Annotated in this window: 22 protein-coding genes and 1 pseudogene; 21 read left to right on the top strand and 2 right to left on the bottom strand. The window is 70.0% G+C overall.

The annotated features are described in order from the left end of the window. The first annotated feature begins 12 nt into the window (after window positions 1-12). The 21 genes from dksA to ASF44_RS32595 all read left to right on the top strand — a co-directional run bounded on the left by dksA (window position 13) and on the right by ASF44_RS32595 (window position 23343). Entirely contained in the window at window positions 13-618 is a 606-nt protein-coding gene (gene dksA / locus ASF44_RS20805) for an RNA polymerase-binding protein DksA (RefSeq protein ID WP_082524969.1), read from the top strand. A gap of 29 nt (window positions 619-647) precedes the next feature. Beyond that, a complete protein-coding gene (locus tag ASF44_RS20800) occupies window positions 648-2231 on the top strand; it encodes an STAS domain-containing protein (RefSeq protein WP_056901171.1) in 1584 nt (527 codons plus the stop codon). Window positions 2232-2300: 69 nt separating this feature from the next. Continuing rightward, window positions 2301-2846: an ATP-dependent protease subunit HslV gene (hslV, locus tag ASF44_RS20795; protein ID WP_056901170.1), complete on the top strand. Its 546-nt coding sequence runs from the start codon at window positions 2301-2303 to the stop codon at window positions 2844-2846. Window positions 2847-2849: 3 nt separating this feature from the next. Next, the gene (gene hslU / locus ASF44_RS20790; protein ID WP_056901169.1) at window positions 2850-4208 is read left to right on the top strand and encodes an ATP-dependent protease ATPase subunit HslU; all 1359 of its coding nucleotides are present in this window, start codon (window positions 2850-2852) and stop codon (window positions 4206-4208) included. A gap of 282 nt (window positions 4209-4490) precedes the next feature. Further along, on the top strand, window positions 4491-4925 hold the full coding sequence (gene mraZ, locus ASF44_RS20785) for a division/cell wall cluster transcriptional repressor MraZ (RefSeq protein WP_056901168.1): 435 nt from the start codon (window positions 4491-4493) through the stop codon (window positions 4923-4925). 9 nt (window positions 4926-4934) lie between these two features. After that, window positions 4935-5876 (top strand): 16S rRNA (cytosine(1402)-N(4))-methyltransferase RsmH, encoded by a 942-nt coding sequence (rsmH, locus tag ASF44_RS20780; RefSeq protein ID WP_056901167.1) that lies wholly within the window; start codon window positions 4935-4937, stop codon window positions 5874-5876. Window positions 5877-5970: 94 nt separating this feature from the next. Beyond that, a complete protein-coding gene (gene ftsL, locus ASF44_RS20775) occupies window positions 5971-6309 on the top strand; it encodes a cell division protein FtsL (RefSeq protein WP_056901166.1) in 339 nt (112 codons plus the stop codon). Continuing rightward, window positions 6306-8048, top strand: a complete 1743-nt coding sequence (locus ASF44_RS20770; protein ID WP_056901165.1) for a penicillin-binding protein 2 — start codon at window positions 6306-6308, stop codon at window positions 8046-8048. Before ftsL ends, ASF44_RS20770 begins: the two co-directional genes overlap by 4 nt. Next, a complete protein-coding gene (locus tag ASF44_RS20765; protein ID WP_056901164.1) occupies window positions 8048-9571 on the top strand; it encodes a UDP-N-acetylmuramoyl-L-alanyl-D-glutamate--2,6-diaminopimelate ligase in 1524 nt (507 codons plus the stop codon). Before ASF44_RS20770 ends, ASF44_RS20765 begins: the two co-directional genes overlap by 1 nt. Continuing rightward, the gene (gene murF, locus ASF44_RS20760; RefSeq protein WP_056901163.1) at window positions 9565-10944 is read left to right on the top strand and encodes a UDP-N-acetylmuramoyl-tripeptide--D-alanyl-D-alanine ligase; all 1380 of its coding nucleotides are present in this window, start codon (window positions 9565-9567) and stop codon (window positions 10942-10944) included. Before ASF44_RS20765 ends, murF begins: the two co-directional genes overlap by 7 nt. Continuing rightward, window positions 10934-12112 (top strand): phospho-N-acetylmuramoyl-pentapeptide-transferase, encoded by a 1179-nt coding sequence (gene mraY / locus ASF44_RS20755; protein WP_056901162.1) that lies wholly within the window; start codon window positions 10934-10936, stop codon window positions 12110-12112. The genes murF and mraY overlap by 11 nt, the downstream gene beginning before the upstream one ends. Next, complete coding sequence (gene murD, locus ASF44_RS20750) at window positions 12109-13923, top strand: UDP-N-acetylmuramoyl-L-alanine--D-glutamate ligase (protein ID WP_056901161.1); 1815 nt, start codon at window positions 12109-12111, stop codon at window positions 13921-13923. The genes mraY and murD overlap by 4 nt, the downstream gene beginning before the upstream one ends. Next, complete coding sequence (ftsW, locus tag ASF44_RS20745; protein ID WP_056901160.1) at window positions 13920-15179, top strand: putative lipid II flippase FtsW; 1260 nt, start codon at window positions 13920-13922, stop codon at window positions 15177-15179. The genes murD and ftsW overlap by 4 nt, the downstream gene beginning before the upstream one ends. Before the next feature lie 73 nt (window positions 15180-15252). Beyond that, window positions 15253-16329 carry an undecaprenyldiphospho-muramoylpentapeptide beta-N-acetylglucosaminyltransferase gene (gene murG, locus ASF44_RS20740; RefSeq protein ID WP_056901159.1) on the top strand — a complete coding sequence of 359 codons (1077 nt, stop codon included), beginning with the start codon at window positions 15253-15255 and terminating at the stop codon, window positions 16327-16329. Beyond that, a complete protein-coding gene (murC, locus tag ASF44_RS20735; protein WP_056901158.1) occupies window positions 16326-17732 on the top strand; it encodes a UDP-N-acetylmuramate--L-alanine ligase in 1407 nt (468 codons plus the stop codon). Before murG ends, murC begins: the two co-directional genes overlap by 4 nt. After that, complete coding sequence (locus tag ASF44_RS20730; protein ID WP_056901157.1) at window positions 17729-18703, top strand: D-alanine--D-alanine ligase; 975 nt, start codon at window positions 17729-17731, stop codon at window positions 18701-18703. Before murC ends, ASF44_RS20730 begins: the two co-directional genes overlap by 4 nt. Continuing rightward, window positions 18700-19488 carry a cell division protein FtsQ/DivIB gene (locus ASF44_RS20725; RefSeq protein WP_056901156.1) on the top strand — a complete coding sequence of 263 codons (789 nt, stop codon included), beginning with the start codon at window positions 18700-18702 and terminating at the stop codon, window positions 19486-19488. Before ASF44_RS20730 ends, ASF44_RS20725 begins: the two co-directional genes overlap by 4 nt. 21 nt (window positions 19489-19509) lie before the next feature. After that, window positions 19510-20739, top strand: coding sequence for a cell division protein FtsA (gene ftsA / locus ASF44_RS20720; protein WP_056901155.1), 1230 nt, complete (start codon window positions 19510-19512; stop codon window positions 20737-20739). A gap of 194 nt (window positions 20740-20933) precedes the next feature. Further along, window positions 20934-22151, top strand: coding sequence for a cell division protein FtsZ (gene ftsZ, locus ASF44_RS20715; RefSeq protein WP_056901154.1), 1218 nt, complete (start codon window positions 20934-20936; stop codon window positions 22149-22151). 78 nt (window positions 22152-22229) lie between these two features. Further along, entirely contained in the window at window positions 22230-23153 is a 924-nt protein-coding gene (gene lpxC, locus ASF44_RS20710) for a UDP-3-O-acyl-N-acetylglucosamine deacetylase (protein WP_056901437.1), read from the top strand. A 13-nt stretch (window positions 23154-23166) separates the two neighbouring features. Beyond that, complete coding sequence (locus ASF44_RS32595) at window positions 23167-23343, top strand: hypothetical protein (RefSeq protein ID WP_200930640.1); 177 nt, start codon at window positions 23167-23169, stop codon at window positions 23341-23343. A 66-nt stretch (window positions 23344-23409) separates the two neighbouring features. Here the strand turns inward: ASF44_RS32595 and ASF44_RS20705 are convergent, their stop codons facing one another. Continuing rightward, window positions 23410-24771 (bottom strand): homoserine dehydrogenase, encoded by a 1362-nt coding sequence (locus ASF44_RS20705; protein WP_056901153.1) that lies wholly within the window; start codon window positions 24769-24771, stop codon window positions 23410-23412. Window positions 24772-25092: 321 nt separating this feature from the next. Then, window positions 25093-25192 (bottom strand): annotated as a pseudogene (locus ASF44_RS31985) (IS481 family transposase); the annotation flags it as partial.

Below are 25192 nucleotides of genomic sequence, written 5' to 3'. Positions count from 1 at the left end.
ACGGCTGCACCCATGCCCGCCCGGGCCGGCAGGGTTTCGCGGCTCTCGCAAATCACCGTACCATCCATGGCCCCCGCGGTGGCATCGACCGCCGCCAAAGCAAGTTTTCTGCAAGAGATGTCTTCCCCCATGATCGCTCCGCCGCCCTCCGCTGCTGTGTCCAAGAAGGACCCCAAGCTGGCCAACAACTGGAAGACCAAGTCGGCCGAGGAATTGACCGATGCCGAAGTGCTCTCCATGCCCGATGCGGAGTACATGAACGAGAAGCAGCAGGCCTTCTTCCGCCTGAAGCTCGTCGCGCTCAAGCAGGACATGCTCAACAACGCCGGTGAGACCACCGAGCACCTGCGCGAGGACACCGTGGTCGTGCCCGATCCGGCCGACCGCGCCACCATCGAGGAAGAGCACGCCCTGGAGCTGCGCACGCGCGACCGCGAGCGCAAGCTGCTCAAGAAGATCGAGCAGTCCATCGTGCGCATCGATGCCGGCGATTACGGCTACTGCGACGAGACCGGCGAGCCCATTGGCGTCGGCCGCCTGCTGGCGCGCCCCACGGCCACGCTGTCGCTGGAGGCACAGCAGCGCCGCGAGCTCAAGCAGAAGATGTTCGGCGACTGAGGCTGCAGCACCGGACGCACGCCCTGTTCATGGCCCAAGACGCGCCACCGCCCGGCGGACTGCTGTCCAAGGTCGTCAAGTTCGTTCGCAACCCGACCGTCAATTGGTCCGAGCTGGACCAGCTGGACGAGCGTGACAGCCAGTACAACAAGCATGTACTGAAGGAGATGATCGAGCGCAAGCGCGCGAACGACTTCGTGCGCAAGCGCGAGTTCGACCAGCTGCGCAAGCTGCGCCAGCGCACCGCCCTGGGCGTGCCCCCAGCGCCGGCGGCGCTCGACGACTCCGGCTTCTTCGACAGCAGCCAGCCGGCCGGTGCCGGCCATCGCGAAGGCACGCTCAAGAAGATCGACGAGATCGAGGCGCAGATGGCGCGCCAGCAGTGGCAGCACCCGCGCGATGGCGCCGCCGCACCCCAGTTTTCACCGACCGTCAACGCCGCGCCGCAGCCGGCCGAAGACCGCGTCACCGATTTTGCGGCCACCGACATCCAGCCGCGCGAGGCCATGCTGGCCGACGCACCGGCCGAAGACATGCTGCCCGACGTGGACTGGTCGCTGGGTGCGTCTGCCCAGGGCGGCGACGTCATGGCCGATCCCGGGCTGGAGGAGGCCGCGATCCGCTTTGCCAACGGCGACGACGCCGGCTGCGAGGCCGCACTGCTCGCGCTGGCCGAGGCGCAGACGCCGGGGCCGGTGGCCCTGCGTGCCTGGGCCGCCTTGTTCGACCTGTACCGGGCCACGGCGCAGCAGGGCCGCTTCGACGCCATGGCCATCGATTTCAGCGTGCGCCACCACCGCCCGGCGCCCGGCTGGTTCCCGATCGGCATGCCGGACCGCGCTGCCACCGGCCCGGCCGCCCCCGGCGCCGAACTGGCCTGGGTGTCGCCCGCCCTGCTCGAGGCGGCGCAGGTCAGCGCGCTGGCGGTGCAGCTCGCCGGGTTCCGTGGCGAGACCGTGCAACTGGACTGGACCGCGCTCGACGCCGTGCAGCCGCTGGCGCTCGGCCCCCTGGCCGACCTGCTGTCGCAGCTGGCGAGCCTGCCGCTGCGCGTGTCGGCGCGGGCCGGCGTGCGGCTGGACCAGCTGCTGCGCCACCACACCGTGTCGGGGCAGCGGACGCAGGCTGCCGCCTGGTGGCGCCTGCGCCTGGCCTGGTTGCGGCTGACACAGCGGCCGGAAGAGTTCGACCTGGTCGCGCTCGACTACTGCATCACCTACGAAGTGGCGCCGCCCCCCTGGGAGGATGTGCGTTGCAGTTGGGTCGCCGCCGATGCGGCCGGCGCCCAGGCAGGCCGGGCGCCGTCCGGCCAGGCCGCCGCGCCTGGCGGGCCGGCGCCTGCCGTCCGGCTCGCGGGCGTGGTGGCCGGCGATGCCGCCGGTGCGCTGGCGTCCATCGGCGTGCAGCCGTCGGGCGGCATGCCGCTGGTGGTGGATTGCGCGCAGCTGGTGCGCATCGACTTCGCGGCCGCGGGCTCGGTGCTGAACTGGGCTGCCGCCCAGCAGGCTGCCGGCCAACAGCTGGAGTTCCACGGGTTGCACCGGCTCGTTGCCATCTTCCTGCACGTGATCGGCCTGTCCGACCACGCCAAAATCCTGCCGCACGACCGCTGAAGCGGCTTTGCCGGCCAGCGCCGTGCGCGGGCCGCTTGTTTTTCACGCATCCAACCCCAGGTCCATACGATGGAGCAATTTCACGGAACCACCATCGTCAGCGTGCGCCGCGCGACGCCGCAGGGCATGCAGGTCGCCATCGGCGGCGACGGCCAGGTCACGCTGGGCAACATCGTCGTCAAGGGCTCGGCCCGCAAGGTGCGCAAGCTGCACCAGGGCAAGGTGCTGGCGGGCTTCGCCGGTGCCACTGCCGACGCCTTCACGCTGTTCGAGCGCTTCGAGGCCAAGCTGGAGAAACACCAGGGGCAACTGACCCGCGCCGCCATCGAGCTGACCAAGGACTGGCGCACCGACCGCGTGCTGCGCCGCCTGGAGGCCATGCTGGCCGTGGCCGACCACACGGCCTCGCTCATCATCACCGGCAACGGCGACGTGCTGGAGCCCGAGCACGGCATCGTGGCCATCGGATCGGGCGGGGCCTATGCACAGTCGGCCGCCATCGCGCTGCTGCAGAACACCGAGCTCTCGGCCGAGGACATCGTGCGCAAGTCGCTCGGCATCGCGGGCGAGATCTGCATCTACACCAACATGCACCACACGGTAGAGGTGCTTTAAGCCATGTCTTCGATGACCCCCCAGGAGATCGTCTCCGAACTCGACCGCCACATCGTCGGCCAGCGCGATGCCAAGCGCGCCGTCGCCATCGCGCTGCGCAACCGCTGGCGCCGCCAGCAGGTCGAGGAGAAGCTGCGCGTGGAGATCACGCCCAAGAACATCCTCATGATCGGCCCGACCGGCGTGGGCAAGACCGAGATCGCGCGGCGCCTGGCCCGGCTGGCCGATGCGCCCTTCATCAAGGTCGAGGCGACCAAGTTCACCGAGGTCGGCTATGTCGGCAAGGACGTGGACTCCATCATCCGCGACCTCGTCGATTCGGCCGTCAAGCAGACGCGCGAGCAGGCCATGCGCAAGATGCGCACGCGGGCCGAGGATGCCGCCGAAGAGCGGGTGCTGGACGTGCTGCTGCCGCCGGCGCGCGTGCCGGCCACCGATGCGTCCTTCGGTTTTTCCGCAGGCAGCCCGGCCGAGAAGCCGGCCGACAGCACGGCGCGCCAGGCCTTCCGCAAGAAGCTGCGCGAGCACCAGCTGGACGACAGGGAAATCGAGATCGACGTCGCCGACGCCAAGCAGGCCCTGGAGATCATGGGCCCGCCCGGCATGGAGGAGATGACCGAGCAGTTGCGCGGCATGTTCAGCCAGATGGGCCAGCAAAAGCGCAAGACGCGCAAGCTGCGCATCGGCGAGGCCATGAAGCTGCTGACCGAGGAAGAGGCCGCCAAGCTCGTCAACGAGGAAGAGATCAAGCTGGAGGCCGTGCACAACGCCGAGCAGAACGGCATCGTCTTCATCGACGAGATCGACAAGGTCACCTCGCGCAGCGAGGGCAATGCCGGCGAGGTCTCGCGCCAGGGCGTGCAGCGCGACCTGCTGCCGCTGGTCGAGGGCACCGCGGTGACCACCAAGTACGGCGTGGTGCGCACCGACCACATCCTGTTCATTGCCTCGGGCGCGTTCCACCTGTCCAAGCCCAGCGACCTGATCCCGGAACTGCAGGGCCGTTTCCCGATCCGCGTGGAGCTGCAATCGCTGTCGGTGCAGGATTTCGAGGCCATCCTCACGCAGACCCATGCCTCGCTGGTGCGCCAGTACCAGGCGCTGCTGGCGACCGAGAACGTCACGCTCGAGTTCACGCCCGAAGGCGTGACGCGGCTGGCCCACATCGCCTACGAGGTCAACGAGCGCACCGAGAACATCGGCGCGCGGCGTTTGTCCACGGTGCTCGAGCGCCTGCTGGACGAGGTCAGTTTCGAAGCGGCGAAGCTGGGCGGAGAGACCGTCGTGGTCGACGCTGCGTATGTGAACGCCCGGCTCGACGCGCTCAGCCGCGACGAGGATCTGTCGCGTTATATTCTGTGAACCGCGTACCAGGCGGCACCTGTGTATGCAGCCAGTGGGTTGAAATCGGCAAGCTCAACACGTACATTGAATATTCGTGCTAAGTGCTTCATTTTTAACGATTTTTACTCTTTTCTGGCGCTGCGATTCTGCTAGCTAAGTCGTTGATTTGATTACAAAAATGCGGGCCACCCATCGGGTGGCCTGATCGTTTGGTGCTACAGTGGGAATCAGTGCAAATTTGTGGGGAAAAGGGGCTGTTTTGGCCCAATTTCCTCCGCACGAACCCCAAGGTGGTGCGCGGTGTTTCAAGGGCCTTCGTCGCTCAGTCTCGATGCAAAGGGTCGGCTATCCATGCCGACCCGGTATCGTCCTGCGCTCGAATCGGAGGCCGGCGGCAAGGGCGCGCTGACCATCACCCGCCATCCGCACGGCTGCCTGATGGTCTTTCCGCGGCCCGAGTGGGAGACCTTCCGCGCGCGCATCGCCGTCCTGCCGGCCGACGCCCACTGGTGGAAACGCATCTTCCTGGGCAATGCCATGGACGTCGACATGGACGCCAGCGGCCGCGTGCTGGTCGCGCCCGAACTGCGCGAGGCGGTCGGCATCACCAAGGACACCATGCTGCTGGGCATGGGCAACCACCTGGAGCTGTGGGACAAGGCCACCTACCAGGCCAAGGAAGCCAAGGCCCTGGAGGGCCCGCCGCCCGAGGCATTCAAGGACATTTCCTTCTAAGGGCCGGCGGTGGAAACCTCATGGATTCACACCACCGTCTTGTTGAACGAAGCCGTCGATGCTCTTTTCAACAAGCAGGCGCAGCCCGCAGACGGCGCGGCACGCACCTACGTGGACGCGACCTTCGGCCGCGGCGGCCACAGCCAGCTGCTGCTGTCGCGGCTTCAGCCGCAGGACAGGCTGATCGCGTTCGACCGGGATCCCGAGGCTGTCGCGGCGGCCGCGCAGATCGCTGATGCGCGCTTTTCGATCCGGCACGAGGCCTTCCATGCCCTGGGCGAGCTGCCCGAGGGCAGCGTGGCCGGCGTGCTGATGGACCTGGGCGTGAGTTCGCCCCAGATCGACGACCCGGCGCGGGGTTTCAGCTTCCGTGCCGATGGACCGCTGGACATGCGCATGGACACGACGCGCGGCGCTAGCGTGGCCGAATGGCTTGCCACGGCCGACACCACAACCATCGCGGAGGTGATTCGTGACTATGGCGAAGAACGGTTTGCTGTTCCGATTGCAAAGGCGATTGTTGCTCGCCGACAAGAACGGGGCCCTGTTTCAACCACCGCCGAGCTGGCCCAACTCGTGGCTGGCGCGGTCAAAACCCGCGAGCCGGGCAAGGACCCTGCAACGCGCACATTTCAGGCTCTTCGGATTCACATCAACGCCGAGCTTGAAGAGCTGCAACAGGCGCTGAGCGCGGCGCTGCGCGTGCTCGCGCCGGGCGGCCGGCTCGCGGTGATCAGCTTTCATTCGCTGGAAGACCGCATCGTCAAGCAGTTCATTGCGCGCCATGCCAAGGAGGTGGTGGACCGCCGCTCGCCGGGCTGGATGCTGGGCCAGAGCACGGCGATGCCGCTCAAGGCGCTGGGCCGGGTGATGCCCTCGGCCGCCGAGGTCGCGGCCAATGCACGTTCGCGCAGCGCAGTCATGCGCGTGGCCGAGAGGACGGCGGCATGAGCGGCGCGAAGTTCTGCCGCCGGCCCGCCCCCGTGCGGAGCGCGACCCCCTCGGGCGGCTGCGCAGCGAACACAGCGACAAGCGTGGAGGGCCTATGACCCGGCTCAACCTCGTCCTGCTGCTGGCCGTCATGGCCAGCGCCATGTACCTCGTGCGCACGCAGTACGAGTCGCGCAACCTCACGGTGCAGCTGGACCGCGAGACCCGGCTCGCGCGCCGGCTCGACGTGGAGTTCGACCGCCTGCAGGTCGAGCGCCGGGGCCAGGCCACGCCGCTGCGCGTGGAAAAGCTGGCCAAGGAGCAGCTGCAGATGCGCACCACCACGCCGGCCATCACGCAGTACGTCAGCGCCAGCACCGGCGTGCTGATCCCGCTGCCCGCGCCCGCCGCATCGGCGGCATCGGCGCCGCAACGTCCAGGAGTCCGGCGATGAGCCGCAACAGCCGTAGCGTGCGCTACACCTCCAGCCCCCTGCTCGCGGGCAAGACGCCCGTGTGGCGCAGCAAGTTCGTCGTCGCCGCACTGGCGCTGGGCTTCCTGGGCCTGACGGCGCGCGCGGCCTACATCCAGGTCATCGAGAACGATTTCTTCCAGCGCCAGGGCAAGGTGCGCTTCATGCGCACGCTGGAACTGCCGGCCAGCCGCGGCCGCGTGCTGGACCGCAACGGCCTGCTGCTCGCCGGCAGCGTGGTCGCCGCCAGCATCTGGGCCATTCCCGAAGAGGTGGACCGCGACCCCGCCAGGCTGCGCCAGCTGGCCAAGCTGCTGGACATGCCGATCGCCGACCTCAACAAGCGCCTGGAAGACGAGGACAAGACCTTCGTCTGGCTGCGCCGCCAGGTCGACGCGCCCATCGCCCAGCAGATCATGGCGCTCAAGATCAAGGGCATCCACGAGCGGCCCGAGTACAAGCGCCACTACCCCGAGGGCGAATCCGCCGCCCACGTGGTCGGCTTCACCAACGTGGAAGACCAGGGCCAGGAAGGCGTGGAGCTGGCCTTCCAGCACGAGCTGCTGGGCAAGGCCGGCTCGCGCCGCGTGATCAAGGACCGCCTCGGCCGCGTGGTGGAGGACATCGGCGACGAGGTGCCGCCCTCCGACGGGCGCGACATCCAGCTGTCCATCGACAGCAAGGTGCAGTTCTTCGCCTACCAGAAGCTGCGCGACGCCGTGGCCCAGCACAAGGCCAAGGCGGGCAGCGTGGTGGTGCTCGACGCCGTCACGGGCGAGGTGCTGGCGCTGGCCAACTACCCGAGCTACGTGCCCGACCAGCGCCGCAACCTGACCGGCGAGCAGCTGCGCAACCGCGCCATCACCGACACCTTCGAGCCCGGCTCGACCATGAAGCCCATCACGGTGGCGATGGCGCTGGAGGCCGGCCGCGTCACGCCGCAGACCACCATCGAGACCGGCCCGGGCCGTTTCCAGCTCGGCGGCTTCACGATCAGCGACACGCACAACTACGGCACGCTGACGGTGGAGGGCGTGATCCAGAAGTCGTCCAACGTGGGCGCGCTCAAGATCGCGCAGAAGATGAGCCCGCACGAGATGTGGGACACCTTCACGGCGCTGGGCTATGGCCAGAAGCCGCAGGTGCAGTTCCCCGGCGCCGTCACGGGCCGGCTGCGCCCGTGGAAGAGCTGGAAGCCCGTGGAGCAGGCCACCATGGCCTATGGCTACGGCCTGTCGGCCTCGCTGTTCCAGATGGTGCAGTCGTACACGGCCTTCGCGCACGACGGCTCCATCATCCCTGTCACCATGCTCAAGCACAGCGAGCCGGCCGTCGGCACGCAGGTGTTCTCGGCCAAGAACGCGGCTGCCGTGCGCCACATGCTGCAGATGGCGGCCGGCCCCGGCGGCACGGGCCAGCTGGCGCAGACCGTCGGCTACTCGGTCGGCGGCAAGTCGGGCACGGCGCGCAAGCAGGCCGGCAAGGGCTATGCGGTCGGCAAGTACCGCGCCTGGTTCACCGGCATGGCGCCCATCGACAAGCCGCGCATCATCGTCGGCGTGATGGTGGACGAGCCCAGCAACGGCACCTTCTACGGCGGCACCGTGGCCGCACCGGTGTTCAGCGAAGTCGTGCAGCAGACGCTGCGCATGATGGGCGTGCAGCCCGACATGGCCGTCAAGCCCCAGGTGGTCGCCACCACCGTGGAGGAGTCGTTCTGATGCATGTGCCGGCCAGCATCGCCACCGTGCAGGACTGCGCAGCCTGGCTGCGTGGCCGCGTCACGGGCGTGCTGCACACCGACAGCCGACAGGTCGGCCCGGGCGACGGCTTCATCGCCTGGCCGGGCGCCGCCACGGACGGCCGGCGCTTCGTGCCGCAGGCCCTGGCCCAGGGCGCGGCGGCCTGCCTGGTCGAGCGCGAGGGCAGCGAGGCCTATGGGTTCACCGGCGATGCCGTGGCCGCGTTCGAGGGCCTGAAGGCCGGTTCCGGCCCGATCGCCGCGGCCTACTACGAACAGCCTTCGCGCTCGCTCGACCTGCTGGCCGTGACCGGCACCAATGGCAAGACCTCCACCGCCTGGTGGCTGGCCCAGGCCCTCACGCAGGCGCAGCAGGCGGCCGGCATCGCGCCGCGCGGCTGCGCCGTGGTCGGCACGCTGGGCACGGGCGTGCCGCCGGCCGTGGTGTCCACCGGCATGACCACGCCCGACCCGGTGCTGCTGCAGGCGCGGCTGCGCCAGTTCGTGGACACGGGCCTGTCGGCCTGCGCCATCGAGGCTTCGTCGATCGGCATCGCCGAGCGACGGCTGGACGGCACGCACATCCGCCTGGCCATCTTCACGAACTTCACCCAGGACCACCTGGACTACCACGGCAGCATGGCCGCCTACTGGCAGGCCAAGGCCGCGCTGTTCGCCTGGCCCGGGCTGCAGGCCGCGGTCGTCAACGTCGACGACCCCTACGGCCGTGGCCTGGCTGACCAGTTGGCGTCCGGCGCGCTGGACCTGTGGACCGTGTCGGCGCAGGGCGCCGCGCGCCTGGCCGCCACCGACATCGGCTACGAGGCCGGCGGCCTGGCCTTCACGGTCCGCGAAGGCGCCGAAAGCGCCCGCCTGGCCACGCCGCTGATCGGCCAGTACAACGTCAACAACCTGCTGGGCGTCATCGCCGCGCTGCGCGCGCTGGGCTTCGCGCTGCCGGCGGCGGTTGCGGCCTGCGCCGCGCTGCTGCCGGTGCCGGGCCGCATGGAGCGCATCGCGCCGGACGGCCAGCCCCTGGTGGCCATCGACTACGCCCACACGCCCGACGCACTCGAACAGGCGCTGCACGCCCTGCGCCCGCTGGCCCAGGCCAGAGGCGGCCGGCTGTGGTGCGTGTTCGGTTGCGGCGGCAACCGCGATGCCGGCAAGCGCCCGCTCATGGCCGCCGTGGCCGAGCGCGCCGCCGACTGCGTGGTCGTGACCAGCGACAACCCCCGGCAGGAAACCCCGGAGAGCATCATCGAGCAGATCCTTGCGGGCCTGGCCCACCGTCGCGAAGCGCGTGTGCAGGCCGACCGCGCGCGCGCCATCGCCGAGACCCTGGCCCAGGCCGCCGCCCACGACGTGGTGCTGCTGGCTGGCAAGGGCCACGAGACCACCCAGGAAATCGCCGGCGCCAAGCTGCCGTTCTCCGACCGCGAGCAGGCCGAGGCCGCGCTGGCGGCCCGCGCCCCGGTGGCTGCCGGAGGTGCCGCATGCTGAACCTGCGCCAGGCCCTGGCCTGGATTCCCGGCGGCCAGCTGCATGGCGACGGCGCCGTGCGCTGCGCCCGCGTGCACAGCGACACGCGCACGCTGGCCGCGGGCGACCTGTTCGTCGCCATCCGCGGCGAGCGTTTCGATGCCAACGACATGCTCGCCCAGGCCAGGGCCTGCGGCGCCACGGCCGCGCTGTGCCTGCGCGGCGCCAGCGGCGGCTTCGCGGCGCATGGCCTGCCCTGCATCGAGGTGGACGACACCATCGCCGCGCTGGGCCAGCTGGCGCGCGGCTGGCGCGCCCAGTTCATGCTGCCGCTGGTGGCCGTGACCGGCAGCAACGGCAAGACCACGGTGACGCAGATGGTCGCGGCCATCCTGCGCGCGGCCGCCGGCGATGCCGCCTTCGCGACCCAGGGCAACCTCAACAACGACATCGGCCTGCCGCTCACGCTGCTGCGCCTGCGCGCCGGCCACCGGCTGGGCGTGGTCGAGCTCGGCATGAACCACCCGGGCGAGATCGCCCAGCTGGCCGCCATCGCCCAACCCACCGTGGCCGTGGTCAACAACGCCCAGCGCGAGCACATGGAGTTCATGGCCACCATCGAGGCCGTGGCGCGCGAGAACGGCAGCGTGATCGCCGCGTTGCCGCCCACCGGCACCGCCGTGCTGCCCGCCGGCGACACCTACCTGCCGCTGTGGCGCGAGATGGCCGGCGCGCGCCGCGTCATCACCTTCGGGCTGGCCCCGGATGCGCAGGTCCGCGCGGACGAGCCGCGCTGGTCCGACAGCGCCTGGCAGGTGCGCGTGCACACGCCGCAGGGCGGCTTCGCGTTGCGCCTGCGCATCGCAGGCCGGCACAACGTGCAGAACGCGCTGGCCGCCACGGCCTGCGCGCTGGCGGCGGGCGTGCCCATCGCCTCCATCGCCGCCGGGCTGGCCGCGTTCGAGCCGGTCAAGGGCCGCTCGCGTGCGCTCGCGCTGGCCGCAGGCCGCACGCTGGTGGACGACAGCTACAACGCCAACCCCGATTCCGTGGCCGCAGCCATCGCCGTGCTGGCCGCGTTGCCGGGCCCGCGCCTCCTGGTGCTGGGCGACATGGGCGAGGTCGGCGACGCCGGCCCACAATTCCACGCCGAGGCCGGCGCCCAGGCGCGCGCGGCCGGCATCGAGCACCTGTTCGCGCTGGGTGCGCAGAGCGCTGGCGCGGTGGCCGCCTTCGGCGCCGGTGCGCGGCATTTCGACGACGTGCAGTCGCTGATCGGCGCGGCGCGTGCGCTGCAGCCTGAGCTGGCCAGCGTGCTGGTCAAGGGTTCGCGCTTCATGAAGATGGAGCGCGTGGTCGGGGCACTGCAGCAGGAGGGCATCCATGCTGCTTAGCCTGGCCCAATGGCTGCAGACGCTGTCGCCGGAACTGAGCTTCCTGCGCGTGTTCCAGTACATCACCTTCCGCGCCGTGATGGCCGCCATGACGGCACTGGTGATCGGCATCGGCATGGGCCCGGTCGTGATCCGCAAGCTGCGCGAACTCAAGATCGGCCAGCCGATCCGCGGCTACGGCATCGAGGCGCACCTGGCCAAGAGCGGCACGCCGACCATGGGCGGCGTGCTGATCCTCCTGTCCATCGCACTGTCCACGCTGCTCTGGTTCGACCTGTCCAACCGCTTCGTCTGGATCGTGATGCTGGTCACCTTCGGCTTCGGTGCGATCGGCTGGGTCGACGACTGGCGCAAGGTGGTCCGCAAGGACCCCGAGGGCATGCGCTCGCGCGAGAAGTACCTGTGGCAGTCGCTGATCGGCCTGGTGGCGGCGGTCTACCTGGTGTTCTCGATCTCGGAGAGCTCCAACCAGCGCGTGTTCGAGCTGTTCACGGCCTGGGTGCAGTCCGGCTTCGACCTGAACCTGCCGCCCAAGGCCGGCCTGCAGGTGCCGTTCTTCAAGGAAGTCAGCTACCCGCTCGGCGTGCTGGGCTTCGTGGTCCTGACCTACCTGGTCATCGTCGGCGCCTCCAACGCGGTGAACCTGACCGACGGGCTGGACGGCCTGGCCATCATGCCGGTGATCCTGGTGGGCGCGGCGCTGGGCCTCTTTTGCTACGTCACCGGCAACGCCGTGTTCGCCAAGTACCTGCTGCTGCCCAACATCCCGGGCGCGGGCGAGCTCATGATCTTCTGCGCGGCCATGTCCGGTGCGGGCCTGGCCTTCCTGTGGTTCAACGCGCACCCGGCCCAGGTCTTCATGGGCGACGTGGGCGCGCTGGCGCTGGGCGGCGCGCTGGGCACCATCGCGGTGATCGTGCGCCAGGAGATCGTGCTGGCCATCATGGGCGGCATCTTCGTGGTCGAGGCGCTGTCCGTGATCATCCAGGTCAGCTGGTTCAAGTACACCAAGAGGAAGTACGGGCAGGGCCGGCGCATCCTCAAGATGGCGCCGCTGCACCACCACTTCGAGAAGAGCGGCTGGAAGGAGACGCAGGTCGTCGTGCGCTTCTGGATCGTGACCATGCTCTTGTGCCTCATCGGCCTGTCCACGCTGAAACTTCGATGAAGCACCTGCAAGACCTCTCCGTGCTGATCCTGGGCCTGGGTGCGTCCGGCCTGGCGATGGCGCGTTGGTGCGCCGCGCATGGCGCACGCGTGACCGTGGCCGACACGCGCGAAACGCCGCCGCAGCTGGCCCAGCTGCAGGCCGAGCTGCCGCAGGTGCGCTTCGTCGCCGGGGCCTTCGGCGCCGCGCTGGTCGAGGGCCAGGACGTGCGCGCCGTCTACCGCTCGCCGGGCCTGTCGCCCGCGCAGCTGGCGCCGGTGCTGGACGCCGCGCGCGCCATCGGCCTGTTCGTCGGCGGCGAGCTCGACCTGTTCGCGCAGGCGATCAAGGACCTGCGCGACGCAGACGTACCCGCCGAAGCCCAGGCCGAAACCGAGGCCGAGGCCGAAGAGGCTCCGGCGCAGCAGGAGCCCGAGCCCGCGCAGGCAACGGACCCCATCCACGCCGAGCCGTCCGACGACACCGCGCCTTCTGAATCGGCCCCGCCGCCGGCCGCGCCCGTGCCGGCCGACGACGACGACGCCAGCCTGCCGCCCATCGCGCCGCCGCCCGTCGAGACCGGCTACCGCCCGGCCGTGCTGGCCATCACCGGCACCAACGGCAAGACCACCGTGACCTCGCTGACGGGCCAGCTGGTCGAGCGCGCCGGCAAGAGCGTGGCCGTGGCCGGCAACATCGGTCCCACGCTGCTGGACACGCTGGCCGCACGCCTCGCGGCCGACGACCTGCCCCAGGTCTGGGTGCTGGAACTGTCCAGCTTCCAGCTCGATGCCTCCAGCCAGTTCGAGCCCACGGCCGCGACCGTGCTCAACCTCACGCAGGACCACCTGGACTGGCACGGCAGCATGGCCGCCTATGTGCAGGCCAAGGCGCGCATCTTCGGCGCGCACACGCTGATGCTGCTCAACCGCGACGACGCGCTGGTGATGGACCTGCTGCAGAACGCTCAGCCCCCAGGCCCGGGCTCCGCCCGGTCCGTCTCCCGAGGGGAGCAGGGCGGCTTGGGGCGGCCCGGCGCCGCCCTCCGGGCCGCCAAGGGCTCCAAGGCCAAGCCCGTGCCGCGCGACTACCAGAGCTTCGGCGCCGAGCTGCCGCAGCGCCCGGGCGACTGGGGCCTGGAGGTGGTCAACGGCATGGCCTGGCTGGTGCGTGCGCGCGAGAGTGATGGCCTGAAGCGGCGCCGCTCCGAGGCACCCGAGGAGCTGACGCTGCAGCGCCTGATGCCGGCCGACGCGCTGCGCATCCGCGGCCGCCACAACGCCACCAACGCGCTGGCCGCGCTGGCGCTGGCCAATGCCGCGGGCTGCGCGCTGGCGCCCATGCTCTACGGCCTGCGCGAGTACCGCGGCGAACCGCACCGCGTGGAGCCCATCGCCATCGTCGAGGACGTCGAATACTTCGACGACAGCAAGGGCACCAACGTGGGCGCCACCGTGGCCGCGCTGAACGGGCTGGGGGCCGAGCGCCGCGTGGTGCTGATCCTGGGCGGCGAGGGCAAGGGCCAGGACTTCGCGCCGCTGGCCGCGCCCGTGGCCGCCTTCGCGCGCGCGGTGGTGCTGATCGGCCGCGACGCGCCGCTGATCCGCGCCGCCCTGGCCGACGCCGGCGTGGCGCTGCACGATGCCGGCGCGATGGACGAGGCCGTGCGCCTGGCCGCCGGGCGCGCCCAGCCGGGCGATGCCGTGCTCATGTCGCCGGCCTGTGCCAGCTTCGACATGTTCCGCAACTACGAGCACCGCGCCGAGGTCTTCCGCGCCGCGGTGGGCGTGCTGGCCGACGCCGCGGGCGTCGCCATGGAAGGATCGCCATGAATCTGCCGTCGCTGCGCCTGCCCAACTGGTTCCGCGGCCTGCCGCAGGCCGCGGCCGACGCGCTGCCCGTGCGCCTGGGCACGGGTGGCTACGCGCAGACCCGTGCCACGCCCATGCGCGTGCTCGGCTTCGACCAGGCCCTGCTGTGGGTCTGCGTGGCGCTGCTGGCCTGGGGCCTGGTGATGGTGTATTCGGCCTCCATCGCGATGCCGGACAACCCGCGCTTCAAAAACTACACGCAGACGCACTTCCTGATCCGCCACGCCATCGCCATCGCCGTGGCCTTCGTCTTCGCGCTGCTGGCCTTCCAGGTGCCCATGCAGACCTGGGAGAAGTACTCCGGCTGGCTGTTCGTGTTCTCGGTCGCGCTGCTGGTGCTGGTGCTGGTGCCCTTCATCGGCAAGGGCGTGAACGGTGCGCGCCGCTGGATCTCGGTGGGCATCATGAACTTCCAGCCGTCCGAGCTGGCCAAGCTGGCGGTGGTGTTCTATGCCGCCGCCTACATGGTCCGCAAGATGGACGTGAAGGAAAACTTCTGGCGCGCCGTGCTGCCCATGGGCGTGGCGATCGCGCTGGTCGGCGTGCTGCTGCTGCTGGAGCCCGACATGGGCGCCTTCATGGTGATCGCCATCGTCGCCATGGGCATCCTGTTCCTCGGCGGCGTCAACGCGCGCATGTTCTTCCTGATCGCCGCCGTGCTGCTGGTGGCCTTCAGCCTCATGATCCTGACGTCCGAGTGGCGGCGCGAGCGGATCTTCGCCTACCTCAACCCCTGGGACGAGAAGCACGCGCTGGGCAAGGGCTACCAGCTCTCGCACTCGCTGATCGCCATCGGCCGCGGCGAGATCTTCGGCGTCGGCCTGGGCGGCAGCGTGGAGAAGCTGCACTGGCTGCCCGAGGCGCACACCGACTTCCTGCTGGCGGTGATCGGCGAAGAGTTCGGCCTGGTCGGCGTGGTCTGCGTGATCGCGCTGTTCTACTGGCTGATCCGCCGCATCATGCACATCGGCCGCCAGGCCATCGCGCTGGACCGCGTGTTCTCCGGCCTCGTGGCCCAGGGCATCGGCGTGTGGATGGGCTTCCAGGCCTTCATCAACATGGGCGTGAACCTGGGCGCGCTGCCCACCAAGGGGCTCACGCTGCCGCTCATGAGCTTCGGCGGCTCGGCCATCCTGCTCAACGTGGTGGCCATCGCGGTGGTGCTGCGCGTGGACTACGAAAGCCGGCAGCTCATGCACGGGGGGCGAGGACTATGAGCGCAGTGCCGGGCCGCCCCAAACAAGCTCGCTCCCGCCTGGCGGGACAGGCCGCAGGTCGAAGGGTGCCTCAATGAGCCATCTGGTCGTCATGGCGGCGGGAACGGGCGGGCACGTGATTCCGGGCCTGGCGGTGGCGCGCGAGCTGCAATCGCGCGGCTGGACCGTCAGCTGGCTGGGCACGCGCACGGGCATGGAGAACCGCCTCGTGCCGCCCTCGGGCATCGCGCTGGACACCATCGGCTTCTCGGGCCTGCGCGGCAAGGGCCTGGTGCACACGCTGACCGGCGGCATGCGCATGCTCGGCGCGTTCTGGTCCTGCCTGCAGATCCTGCGCCGGCGCCGTGCCGACGTGGTGCTGGGCATGGGCGGCTATGTCTGCTTCCCGGGCGGCCTGATGGCCGCTGCGCTGGGCAAGCCGCTGGCCCTCGTCAACGCCGACGCGGCACTGCTCATGAGCAACAAGGCGCTGCTGCCGGTGGCCGACGCCGTGGCCTTCGGCTTCGACGGCCCGGACGTGGCGCGCGTGAAGAAATCGCAGGTCACGGGCAACCCGGTGCGCCGCGAGATCGAGGCCTTGCCCCTGCCTGCCGAACGCTTCGCCGGCCGCAGCGGCCCGCTGCGCGTGCTGGTCGTCGGCGGCAGCCTGGGCGCGCGCGTGCTCAACGAATGCCTGCCCCAGGCGCTGGCGGCCATGGACGCTGCCCAGCGGCCCCAGGTGCTGCACCAGTGCGGCCAGGGCAACGACGCGGCCGTGGCCCAGGCCTATGCACAGGCCGGCGTCACCGCCCGGGCCGTGCCCTTCATCGAGGACATGGCCCAGGCCCTGGCCGAATGCGACGTGGTGGTCTGCCGCGCCGGCGCCATCACCGTGAGCGAACTGTGCGCGGCCGGCGTGGCGGCGGTGCTGGTGCCGCTCATCGCGAGCACCACCTCGCACCAGCGCGACAACGCACAGTGGCTGGCCGGCCATGGCGCCGGCATGCACCTGCCGCAGGCCGAACTCAACCCGGGCCGGCTGGCGCAGCTGCTGGCAGGGCTCTCGCGCGACGCACTGCAGGCCATGGCGGCCCAGGCGCGCGCATTGGCAAAACCCCAGGCGGCCGCACGCGTCGCCGACCAGATCGAAGCATTGGCTCCCCGCGCATGAAGCACGCCATCCGTCATATCCATTTCGTAGGCGTGGGAGGTGCCGGCATGAGCGGCATCGCCGAGGTGCTGCGCAACCTGGGCTACCAGATCTCGGGCTCCGACATGTCCGACAGCGCCACGCTGCGCCGGCTGGCCGGCCTGGGCATCCAGACCTTCACCGGCCACGATGCGGCGCACGTGGCCGGCGCCGATGCCGTGGTCACCTCGACCGCCGTGCAGGCCGACAACCCCGAGGTGCAGCAGGCCCGCGCCATGCGCATCCCGGTGGTGCCGCGCGCGCTGATGCTGGCCGAACTGATGCGCCTGAAGCAGGGCATCGCCATCGCCGGCACGCACGGCAAGACCACCACCACCAGCCTGGTGGCCAGCGTGCTGGCCGAGGCCGGGCTGGACCCGACCTTCGTGATCGGCGGCAAGCTCAACAGCGCGGGCGCCAATGCCAAGCTGGGCAGCGGCGACTACATCGTGGTGGAGGCCGACGAGTCCGATGCCTCGTTCCTGAACCTGCTGCCGGTGATGGCGGTGGTGACCAACATCGACGCCGACCACATGGAGACCTACGGCCACGACTTCGGCCGGCTCAAGGGCGCCTTCGTCGACTTCCTGCACCGCATGCCGTTCTATGGCACGGCCATCCTGTGCACCGACGACGCGGCCGTGCGCGAGATCGTGCCCCAGGTCACCTGCCCGATCACGAGCTACGGCTTCGGCGAAGAGGCCCAGGTGCGCGCCGTGGACGTGCGCGCCGTCGGCACGCAGATGCACTTCACGGTGCTGCGCCGCAACGGCGTGACGCTGCCGGATCTGCAGGTGGTGCTGAACCTGGCCGGCCGCCACAACGTGCTGAACGCGCTGTCGGCGATTGCCGTGGCGGTGGAGCTCAACGTGCCGGACGCGGCCCTGCTCAAGGCCCTGGCCGAGTTCCGCGGCGTGGGCCGGCGCTTCCAGAGCTACGGCGAGCAGCCGGCCGAGGGCGGCGGCCATTACACCGTGATCGAGGACTACGGCCACCACCCGGTCGAGATGGCCGTGACGCTGGCCGCCGCGCGCGGCGCCTATCCGGGCCGGCGCCTGGTGCTGGCCTTCCAGCCGCACCGCTACACCCGCACGCGCGACTGCTTCGAAGACTTCGTGAAGGTCATCGGCGAAGCCGACGCCGTGCTGCTGGCCGAGGTCTACGCCGCCGGCGAGACGCCCATCGTGGCGGCCGACGGCCGTGCGCTGGCGCGCGCGCTGCGCGTGGCCGGCAAGGTCGAGCCGGTGTTCGTGGACGACATCGGCGCGATGCCGGCCGCGATCCGCAGCAATGCGCGCGATGGCGATGTGGTGCTGTGCATGGGAGCCGGGTCCATCGGCGGCGTGCCGGCGAAAGTGGTGGAGTTGGCGGGGGTGACGGCATGAGCACGGGTTTGGCAGCCAGCATGGGCAAGGTCGCGGTCCTGATGGGCGGCAGTTCGGCCGAGCGCGAGATCTCGTTCCTGTCGGGCAACGGCGTGCTGGACGCGCTGCGCCTGGCCGGTGTCAACGCGCACGCCTTCGATCCGGCCGAGCGCGGCCTGCACGAGCTGAAGACGGCGGGCTTCGCGCGCTGCTTCATCGCGCTGCACGGCCGCCACGGCGAAGACGGCACAGTGCAGGGCGCGCTGGAACTGCTGGGCATTCCCTACACCGGCTCCGGCGTGATGGCCTCCGCCATCGCCATGGACAAGGTCATGACCAAGCGCATCTGGGAGGCCTGCGGCCTGCCCACGCCGCGCCACGTGGTCCTGCAGCCCGGCGAGCAGGCGCTGGCCGACGTGCGGCAGGTGCCCGACGCGCTGGGCCTGCCGCTGATCGTGAAGCCGCCGCGCGAGGGCTCGTCCATCGGCGTCACCAAGGTGCAGGGCTACTCGCAGATGCTGGACGCCGTGCGCCTGTCGGCCCAATACGACCCCGACGTGCTCTGCGAGGAATTCGTCGAAGGCGAGGAAGTGACCTGCGCCGTGCTGGGCACGGGTGCCGGCGCCCAGGCGCTGCCCGTGATCCGCATCCAGGCGCCCGAGGGCGCCTACGACTACCAGAACAAGTACTTCACCGACGAGGTGCGCTACCTGTGCCCGAGCGGCCTGCCGCCGGCCGAGGAAGAGGAGATCCAGCGCATCGTGCTGGCGTCCTACCGCGCGCTGGGATGCCGCGGCTGGGGCCGCGCCGACCTCATGATCCGCGCCAGCGACCGCAAGCCCTTCCTGCTGGAGATGAACACCTCGCCCGGCATGACCGGCCACTCGCTGGTGCCGATGGCCGCGCGCGCGAGCGGCATCGCCTACCCCGACCTGTGCCTGCGCGTGCTGGCCCTGGCCGCGCTGGATTCCCCGGGAGCCGCCGCCGCATGAACGCCACGCTGCCAGCGCCGATGGACGTCAAGCTCATGAACATCACCGCGTCGGTGCTGTTCCTGCTCTTTGCCGGCCTGTCGCTGGGCGCGCTGTGCCTGTGGGTGCTGCGCCAGCCGGTGTTCGCGCTGGGCGGCATCGAGGTGCGCGGCGACGTCACGCACAACAACGCCCTCACGCTCAAGGCCAACGTGGCGCCGCATCTGCGCGGCACCTTCTTCACGGTGGACCTGGACGAAACGCGCAGCGCCTTCGAGGCCGTGCCCTGGGTGCGCCGCGCCACCGTGCGCCGCGAGTTCCCGAACCGGCTGGGCGTGACGCTGCAGGAACACCAGGCGGCTGCCTACTGGGGTCCGGAGAGCGGCTCGCAGCTGCTCAACAGCTTCGGCGAGGTGTTCGAGGCCAATGTCGACGAGGTGCACCGCAGCGACCTGCCGCGCCTGTTGGGGCCGGACGGCGAGTCGGACCAGATCCTGGGCATGTACCGCACGCTGGCGCCAATGTTCGACCCGCTCGATGCCGAGATCACGCAGCTGGAGCTCACGGGCCGCGGCAGCTGGCGTGCGCTGCTGGATTCGGGCGCGGTGGTCGAACTGGGGCGCGGCACGCCCGAGGAGATCACCGAGCGCATCGCGCGCTTCACGAAGACCGTGGCCACGGTGGCGGGCCAGTACGGCCGCAAGGCGGACGCGCTGGAGTCGGCGGACCTGCGCTACCCGACCGGCTATGCCCTCAAGCTGCGCGGCGTGACCACGGTCACGACGGTGGTGCCCAAACGCAAATGACGCCAAACAACAGGAACTGACATGGCGAAGGAATACAAAGATCTGGTGGTGGGGCTGGACATCGGCACGGCCAAGGTAATGGCCGTGGTGGCCGAGGTCATGCCCGGGGGAGAGCTCAAGCTGGCCGGCTTCGGCGTGGCGCCCAGCAATGGCCTGAAGCGCGGCGTGGTGGTGAACATCGACGCCACCGTGCAGAGCATCCAGCAGGCCTTGAAGGAGGCCGAGCTCATGGCCGACTGCAAGATCGCCCACGTCTACACGGGCATCACGGGCAGCCACATCCGCGGCATCAACTCCTCGGGCATGGTGGCCGTGAAGGACCGCGAGGTCACGCAGGCCGACGTGGCGCGCGTGGTCGAGACGGCCAAGGCCATCAACATCTCCACCGACCAGCGCCTGCTGCTGGTGGAACCGCAGGAGTTCGTGATCGACGGCCAGGACGTGAAGGAGCCGATCGGCATGAGCGGCATCCGGCTCGAGGCCAAGATCCACATCGTCACGGGCGCGCAGAGCGCCGCGGAAAACATCATCAAGTGCGTGCGCCGCTGCGGCCTGGACGTGGACCAGCTCATGCTGAACCCGCTGGCCTCCAGCCTGTCGGTGCTGACCGAGGACGAGCGCGAGCTGGGCGTGGCGCTGGTGGACATCGGCGCCGGCACCACCGACGTGGCGATCTTCACGGGCGGCGCGATCCGCCACACGGCCGTCATCCCGATCGCCGGCGACCTGATCACCAGCGACATCGCCATGGCGCTGCGCACGCCGACCAAGGACGCCGAGGACATCAAGGTCGAGAACGGCTGCGCCAAGCAGCTGCTGGCCGACCCCGACACCCAGGTCGAGGTGCCCGGACTGGGCGACCGCGGCCCGCGCATGCTGAGCCGCCAGGCGCTGGCCGGCGTGATCGAGCCGCGCGTGGAAGAGATCTTCTCGCTCGTGCAGCAGGTCATCCGCGAGTCGGGCTTCGAGGAGGTGCTGTCCTCCGGCATCGTGCTCACGGGCGGCAGCGTGGTCATGCCCGGCATGGTCGAGCTCGGCGAGGACATCTTCTTGAAGCCCGTGCGGCGCGGCGTGCCCAAGTATTCGAGCGCGCTGGCCGACATGGTGGCGCAGCCGCGCGCGGCCACCGTCATGGGCCTGCTCGAGGAAGGCCGCGTGGCGCGCATGCGCGGCTACAAGGTGGCACAGAAGGCGGGCTCGATGAAGACCGCCATGGGCCGTGTCAAAGACTGGTTCATCGGAAACTTCTGAGGCCCGGCCATGTCGCACCGTTCACTGCAACCCCGCTGGCCCGCGCGGCTGGCCCGCGCCGGTCCCTGGCATGCCGGGATTGGCGAGCGATGGCGAAGCCCGCACCCACCCCCGCAGCGAAGACACAAGAGCACCTAGAACGTCAGAACACCCCAGGCAACTGCAACATTTTTTAAAGATTGAAGGAAAAGAACATGCCCATCGAAATGATCGAAGTCGAAGAGTTCAACCTCGGCACCCAAATCAAGGTCATCGGCGTCGGCGGCGGCGGTGGCAATGCCGTGGAGCACATGATCGGCTGCGGCGTGCAAGGCGTGGAGTTCATCAGCGCCAACACCGATGCCCAGGCCCTCACGCGCACCGCGGCGCACAAGACCATCCAGCTCGGCACCACGGGCCTGGGGGCTGGCAGCAAGCCCGAGAAGGGCCGCGAATCGGCCGAGGCCGCCATCGACGACATCCGCCAGAGCATCAGCGGCGCGCACATGCTGTTCATCACCGCCGGCATGGGCGGCGGCACCGGCACCGGCGCGGCCCCCGTGATCGCGCGCGTGGCCAAGGAGATGGGCATCCTGACCGTGGGCGTCATCACCAAGCCCTTCGACTTCGAAGGCCCCAAGCGCATGTCCAATGCCGACGCCGGCCTGGCCGAGCTCGAAGCCAACGTCGACTCGCTGATCGTGGTGCTGAACGAGAAGCTGCTCGAAGTGATGGGCGATGACGCCACGCAGGACGAGGCCTTCGCCCATGCCAACGACGTGCTCAAGAACGCCGTGGGCGGCATCGCCGAAATCATCAACGTGCCCGGCCATGTGAACGTCGACTTCGAAGACGTGCGCACGGTGATGGGCGAGCCCGGCAAGGCCATGATGGGCACGGCCCTGGCCGCCGGCCCGGACCGCGCGCGCATCGCCGCCGAGCAGGCCGTGGCCTGCCCGCTGCTGGAGGGCATCGACCTGTCCGGCGCCAAGGGCGTGCTGGTGCTGATCACGGCGGCCAAGGGTTCGCTCAAGCTGTCCGAATCGCGCCTGGCCATGAACACCATCCGCGCCTACGCCTCGGCCGAAGCGCACGTGATCTACGGCACGGCCTACGACGAAAGCCTCGGCGACCAGATCCGCGTGACCGTGGTCGCGACCGGCCTGGCGCGCAACCAGCGCCGCGTGGCCCCGCCCCTGCAGGTGGTGCAACGCAACGGCACCGACGGCCAGGGCTTTGCGATCCCCACGCTGAACATGGCCAGCGCGGTGGCCGGCCACGGCAGCGTGCAGCCCGACTACGAGTCGCTGCGCGGCCCGGCGGTCTGGCGCACGCCCAACCGCACGCAGGCCACGGCGCGCGTGGACGCGCTGTCGTCCGGCGGCATGGACGATTACGAGATCCCCGCGTTCCTGCGCAAGCAGGCCGATTGATCTTCGCAATGCGGGCCATCGCCAAGGCGATGGCCCTGCAGGGCGAAGGCAAGCACCATGCCCTTTAAAATCATGCCCATGCTTGCGCAACGCACCCTCAAATCCATCACCAAGGCCGTGGGCGTGGGCCTGCACAGCGGCCAGCGGGTGGAGCTGACGCTGCGCCCGGCCCAGCCCGACACCGGCATCGTGTTCCGCCGTGTCGACCTGCCCGAACCCGTGGACATCCCGGTGACGGCGCAATCGGTCAGCGACACTCGGCTGGCCTCCACCATCGCCAATGGCAGCGCCAAGGTGCACACCGTCGAGCACTTCATGTCGGCATGCGCCGGCTTGGGCATCGACAACATGTACGTGGACATCAGCGCCGAAGAGGTGCCCATCCTCGACGGCTCGGCCGCGTCCTTCGTGTTCCTGCTGCAGAGCGCCGGCATCGAGATGCAGCGCGCGCCGCGCCGCTTCATCCGCGTCACGCAGCCGGTGGAAGTGCGCGAAGGCGAGGGTGCCAACCTCAAGTGGGCGCGTCTGGAGCCGTACCACGGCTTCAAGCTCAGCTTCGAGATCGAGTTCCACCACCCGGCCGTGGATTCCACGGGCCAGCGCGTGGAGTTCGACATGTCTTCCGACTCCTACGCGCGCGACATCGCGCGTGCACGCACCTTCGGTTTCACCAAGGACGTGGAGATGATGCGCGCCAACGGCCTGGCCCTGGGCGGCGGGCTGGACAACGCCATCGTGATGGACGACTACAAGGTGCTCAACAGCGACGGGTTGCGCTACGACGACGAGTTCGTCAAGCACAAGATCCTGGACGCCATGGGCGACCTCTACATCGTCGGCAAGCCGCTGCTGGCGGCCTACAGCGCCTTCCGTTCGGGCCATGCCATGAACAACAAGCTGCTGCGCGAGCTGCTGGCCCATCCCGAGTGCTACGAGATCGTCAGCTTCGACGACGAGCGCAAGGCGCCCAAGGGCTTCGCCCAGCCGGCGCGGGCCTGGTGAGGCCCTGCGGCCGATGCTGCTGTTCCGCTGGGCGATCTTCTTCCTGCTGCTGGCCGCGGGCGTGATGTTCGCGTTCTACGCCGGCACTGGCCGGCTGCACTACCGGCGCTGGGGCCTGCTCACGCTCAAGTGGACGGTGCTGGCGGCACTGGGGTTCTTCGTCGTGCTGATCCTCGAGCGCATCGCCTGAGGCCGGCCGGCGCCGGGGCTGGCGCTGCCGACGTTTCTTCGCACGCCATCCTGGCGGGCAGCCGCTTCAGGCTGCGAGCGGCTCCACATGCAACGCCGTCACGTCGCCCGCCACGGCCCGGTGCGTGCGCAGCTTGTCCAGCACGCCGTCCACATGCTCCTGCAGCACGGTGTCCGTCAGCACCAGCCACTGCGCGCCCTGGTGCGCGGGAAGGTCGGCCAGCACCGCGCTGCGCGGCGTGAGGCCTTGCGCGGCGAGCCAGGACCGCAGCGGTTCTGCATCGCTGGCGCAGCGCAACGGCACGCGCAGGTAATGCGCGCTGCGCACTGCGGCGTGGGGCAGCACCGGCAGTGCGCGCATGGCATGGGCATGGAAGCCGCGGTGCGGCACGCGTTGCGCAGGCTGCGTGCCGGAGAGCCGGGCCACGTCGACCAGGTCGGCGATCACGGCCGATGCCGTCGGCTCGGAGCCGGCGCCTGCGCCGTAGTACATCGTCACGCCCGATGCATCGCCGTGGACCACGATGCCGTTCATGGAGCCGTGCACGTGGGCGAGCAGCTGCGCGTCGGGCACCAGCGCCGGCTGCACCCGCACCTCCAGGCCATCGGGCCGGCGCCGGGCGATGCCCAGCAGCTTGATGCGGTGCCCCAGTTGGGCGGCGCAGTCCATGTCCAGCGACTGCAGGTGGCGGATGCCCTGGACCTGGACGTCGGCAAAACGCACTGGCGTTCCGAAGGCGTTGGCGGCCAGCAGCGCCATCTTGTGCGCCGCGTCGATGCCGTCGACGTCGAAGCTGGGATCCGCTTCGGCGTAGCCCAACGCCTGTGCCTGGGCGAGCGCCGAGCCGAAGTCCAGGCCCTCGTCGCGCATCTTGCTGAGGATGAAGTTGGTCGTGCCGTTCACGATGCCGGCGACCCAGCCGATGCGGTTGGCCGTGAGGCCCTCGCGCAAGGCTTTGACGATGGGGATGCTGACCGCTACCGCGCCCTCGTAGGCCACCGCCACGCCCTGGCGGCGCGCGGCCTCGAAGACCGCATCGCCATGGACCGCCAGCAGGGCCTTGTTGGCGGTGACCACGTGCTTGCCGTGCGCGATGGCGGCCAACACCCAGTCGAGCGCCGGCCCGGTGCCGCCGGCAACCTCGACCACCACGTCGATGTCGGGATGCGTGGCAACCTCGAACGGGTCGCGCGTCAGCTGGACTCCCGCGCCGACGATGCCCGCCGCCCGCGCCAGGTCGCGCGCGGCCACCATGGTCACCGCGATGGCGCGGCCGGCGCGCCCGGCGATCTCCGCCTGGTTGCGTGCCAGCACGCGGAAGGTGCCGCTGCCCACGGTGCCGATGCCGATCATGCCGACGCGCAGCGGCTGTTGGGCGGGCGGGGCAGCGGATTGCGGAAGCGGGGCGGGGAAGGGATCGCGGTACATGGACAACTCCAGACGGAACAAAAAAACCCAGCTGCCAGGGCTGGGTTCTCGTTGGGTTCGGGAGCGAGGACACCAGGTGGCTGCCGGAGCGGCCACCTGCGCGTGCTCAGGTGGCCGCGACGGTCATGGTGGTAATCATGCGAGCCTGCAAGGCCAGTCCGCGGGCGTCCGCCAGCAGCTGGCCGCGGTGGGCGCTGTGGTGGGCTCGGGGCAGGGCTTGTAGACGCATGGGCGCGCAAGTATAGCCAGGGGGAGTCGGTGTGGCGGCGTGCCAGGTGCGGTGGCCCGTTCAAGCCAACGGCGATGCCGGGCAGGGCAGGGCTAGCTGTAGTTTCTCAGGACGTTGTTCCCGTCAAAGCCGAGTCTGGAGGCGGGAGGTTGGTGCGAGACGGCGGAGTGCGGCCGATGGAAGTTGTAGTGC

This window comes from Pseudorhodoferax sp. Leaf274 (assembly GCF_001422445.1).
Lineage (GTDB): Bacteria > Pseudomonadota > Gammaproteobacteria > Burkholderiales > Burkholderiaceae_C > Pseudorhodoferax.
Note: the sequence above shows the minus strand (reverse complement) of the source record. Positions and strands in the feature narration are given on the sequence as shown.

Coding starts and splice junctions, on each gene's coding strand:
- dksA (WP_082524969.1), top strand. CDS start 13: ATGCCCGCCCGGGCCGGCAGGGTTTCGCGGCTCTCGCAAATCACCGTA.
- ASF44_RS20800 (WP_056901171.1), top strand. CDS start 648: ATGGCCCAAGACGCGCCACCGCCCGGCGGACTGCTGTCCAAGGTCGTC.
- hslV (WP_056901170.1), top strand. CDS start 2,301: ATGGAGCAATTTCACGGAACCACCATCGTCAGCGTGCGCCGCGCGACG.
- hslU (WP_056901169.1), top strand. CDS start 2,850: ATGTCTTCGATGACCCCCCAGGAGATCGTCTCCGAACTCGACCGCCAC.
- ftsL (WP_056901166.1), top strand. CDS start 5,971: ATGACCCGGCTCAACCTCGTCCTGCTGCTGGCCGTCATGGCCAGCGCC.
- ASF44_RS20770 (WP_056901165.1), top strand. CDS start 6,306: ATGAGCCGCAACAGCCGTAGCGTGCGCTACACCTCCAGCCCCCTGCTC.
- ASF44_RS20765 (WP_056901164.1), top strand. CDS start 8,048: ATGCATGTGCCGGCCAGCATCGCCACCGTGCAGGACTGCGCAGCCTGG.
- murF (WP_056901163.1), top strand. CDS start 9,565: ATGCTGAACCTGCGCCAGGCCCTGGCCTGGATTCCCGGCGGCCAGCTG.
- mraY (WP_056901162.1), top strand. CDS start 10,934: ATGCTGCTTAGCCTGGCCCAATGGCTGCAGACGCTGTCGCCGGAACTG.
- murD (WP_056901161.1), top strand. CDS start 12,109: ATGAAGCACCTGCAAGACCTCTCCGTGCTGATCCTGGGCCTGGGTGCG.
- ftsW (WP_056901160.1), top strand. CDS start 13,920: ATGAATCTGCCGTCGCTGCGCCTGCCCAACTGGTTCCGCGGCCTGCCG.
- murG (WP_056901159.1), top strand. CDS start 15,253: ATGAGCCATCTGGTCGTCATGGCGGCGGGAACGGGCGGGCACGTGATT.
- murC (WP_056901158.1), top strand. CDS start 16,326: ATGAAGCACGCCATCCGTCATATCCATTTCGTAGGCGTGGGAGGTGCC.
- ASF44_RS20730 (WP_056901157.1), top strand. CDS start 17,729: ATGAGCACGGGTTTGGCAGCCAGCATGGGCAAGGTCGCGGTCCTGATG.
- ASF44_RS20725 (WP_056901156.1), top strand. CDS start 18,700: ATGAACGCCACGCTGCCAGCGCCGATGGACGTCAAGCTCATGAACATC.
- ftsA (WP_056901155.1), top strand. CDS start 19,510: ATGGCGAAGGAATACAAAGATCTGGTGGTGGGGCTGGACATCGGCACG.
- ftsZ (WP_056901154.1), top strand. CDS start 20,934: ATGCCCATCGAAATGATCGAAGTCGAAGAGTTCAACCTCGGCACCCAA.
- lpxC (WP_056901437.1), top strand. CDS start 22,230: ATGCTTGCGCAACGCACCCTCAAATCCATCACCAAGGCCGTGGGCGTG.
- ASF44_RS32595 (WP_200930640.1), top strand. CDS start 23,167: ATGCTGCTGTTCCGCTGGGCGATCTTCTTCCTGCTGCTGGCCGCGGGC.
- ASF44_RS20705 (WP_056901153.1), bottom strand. CDS start 24,771: ATGTACCGCGATCCCTTCCCCGCCCCGCTTCCGCAATCCGCTGCCCCG.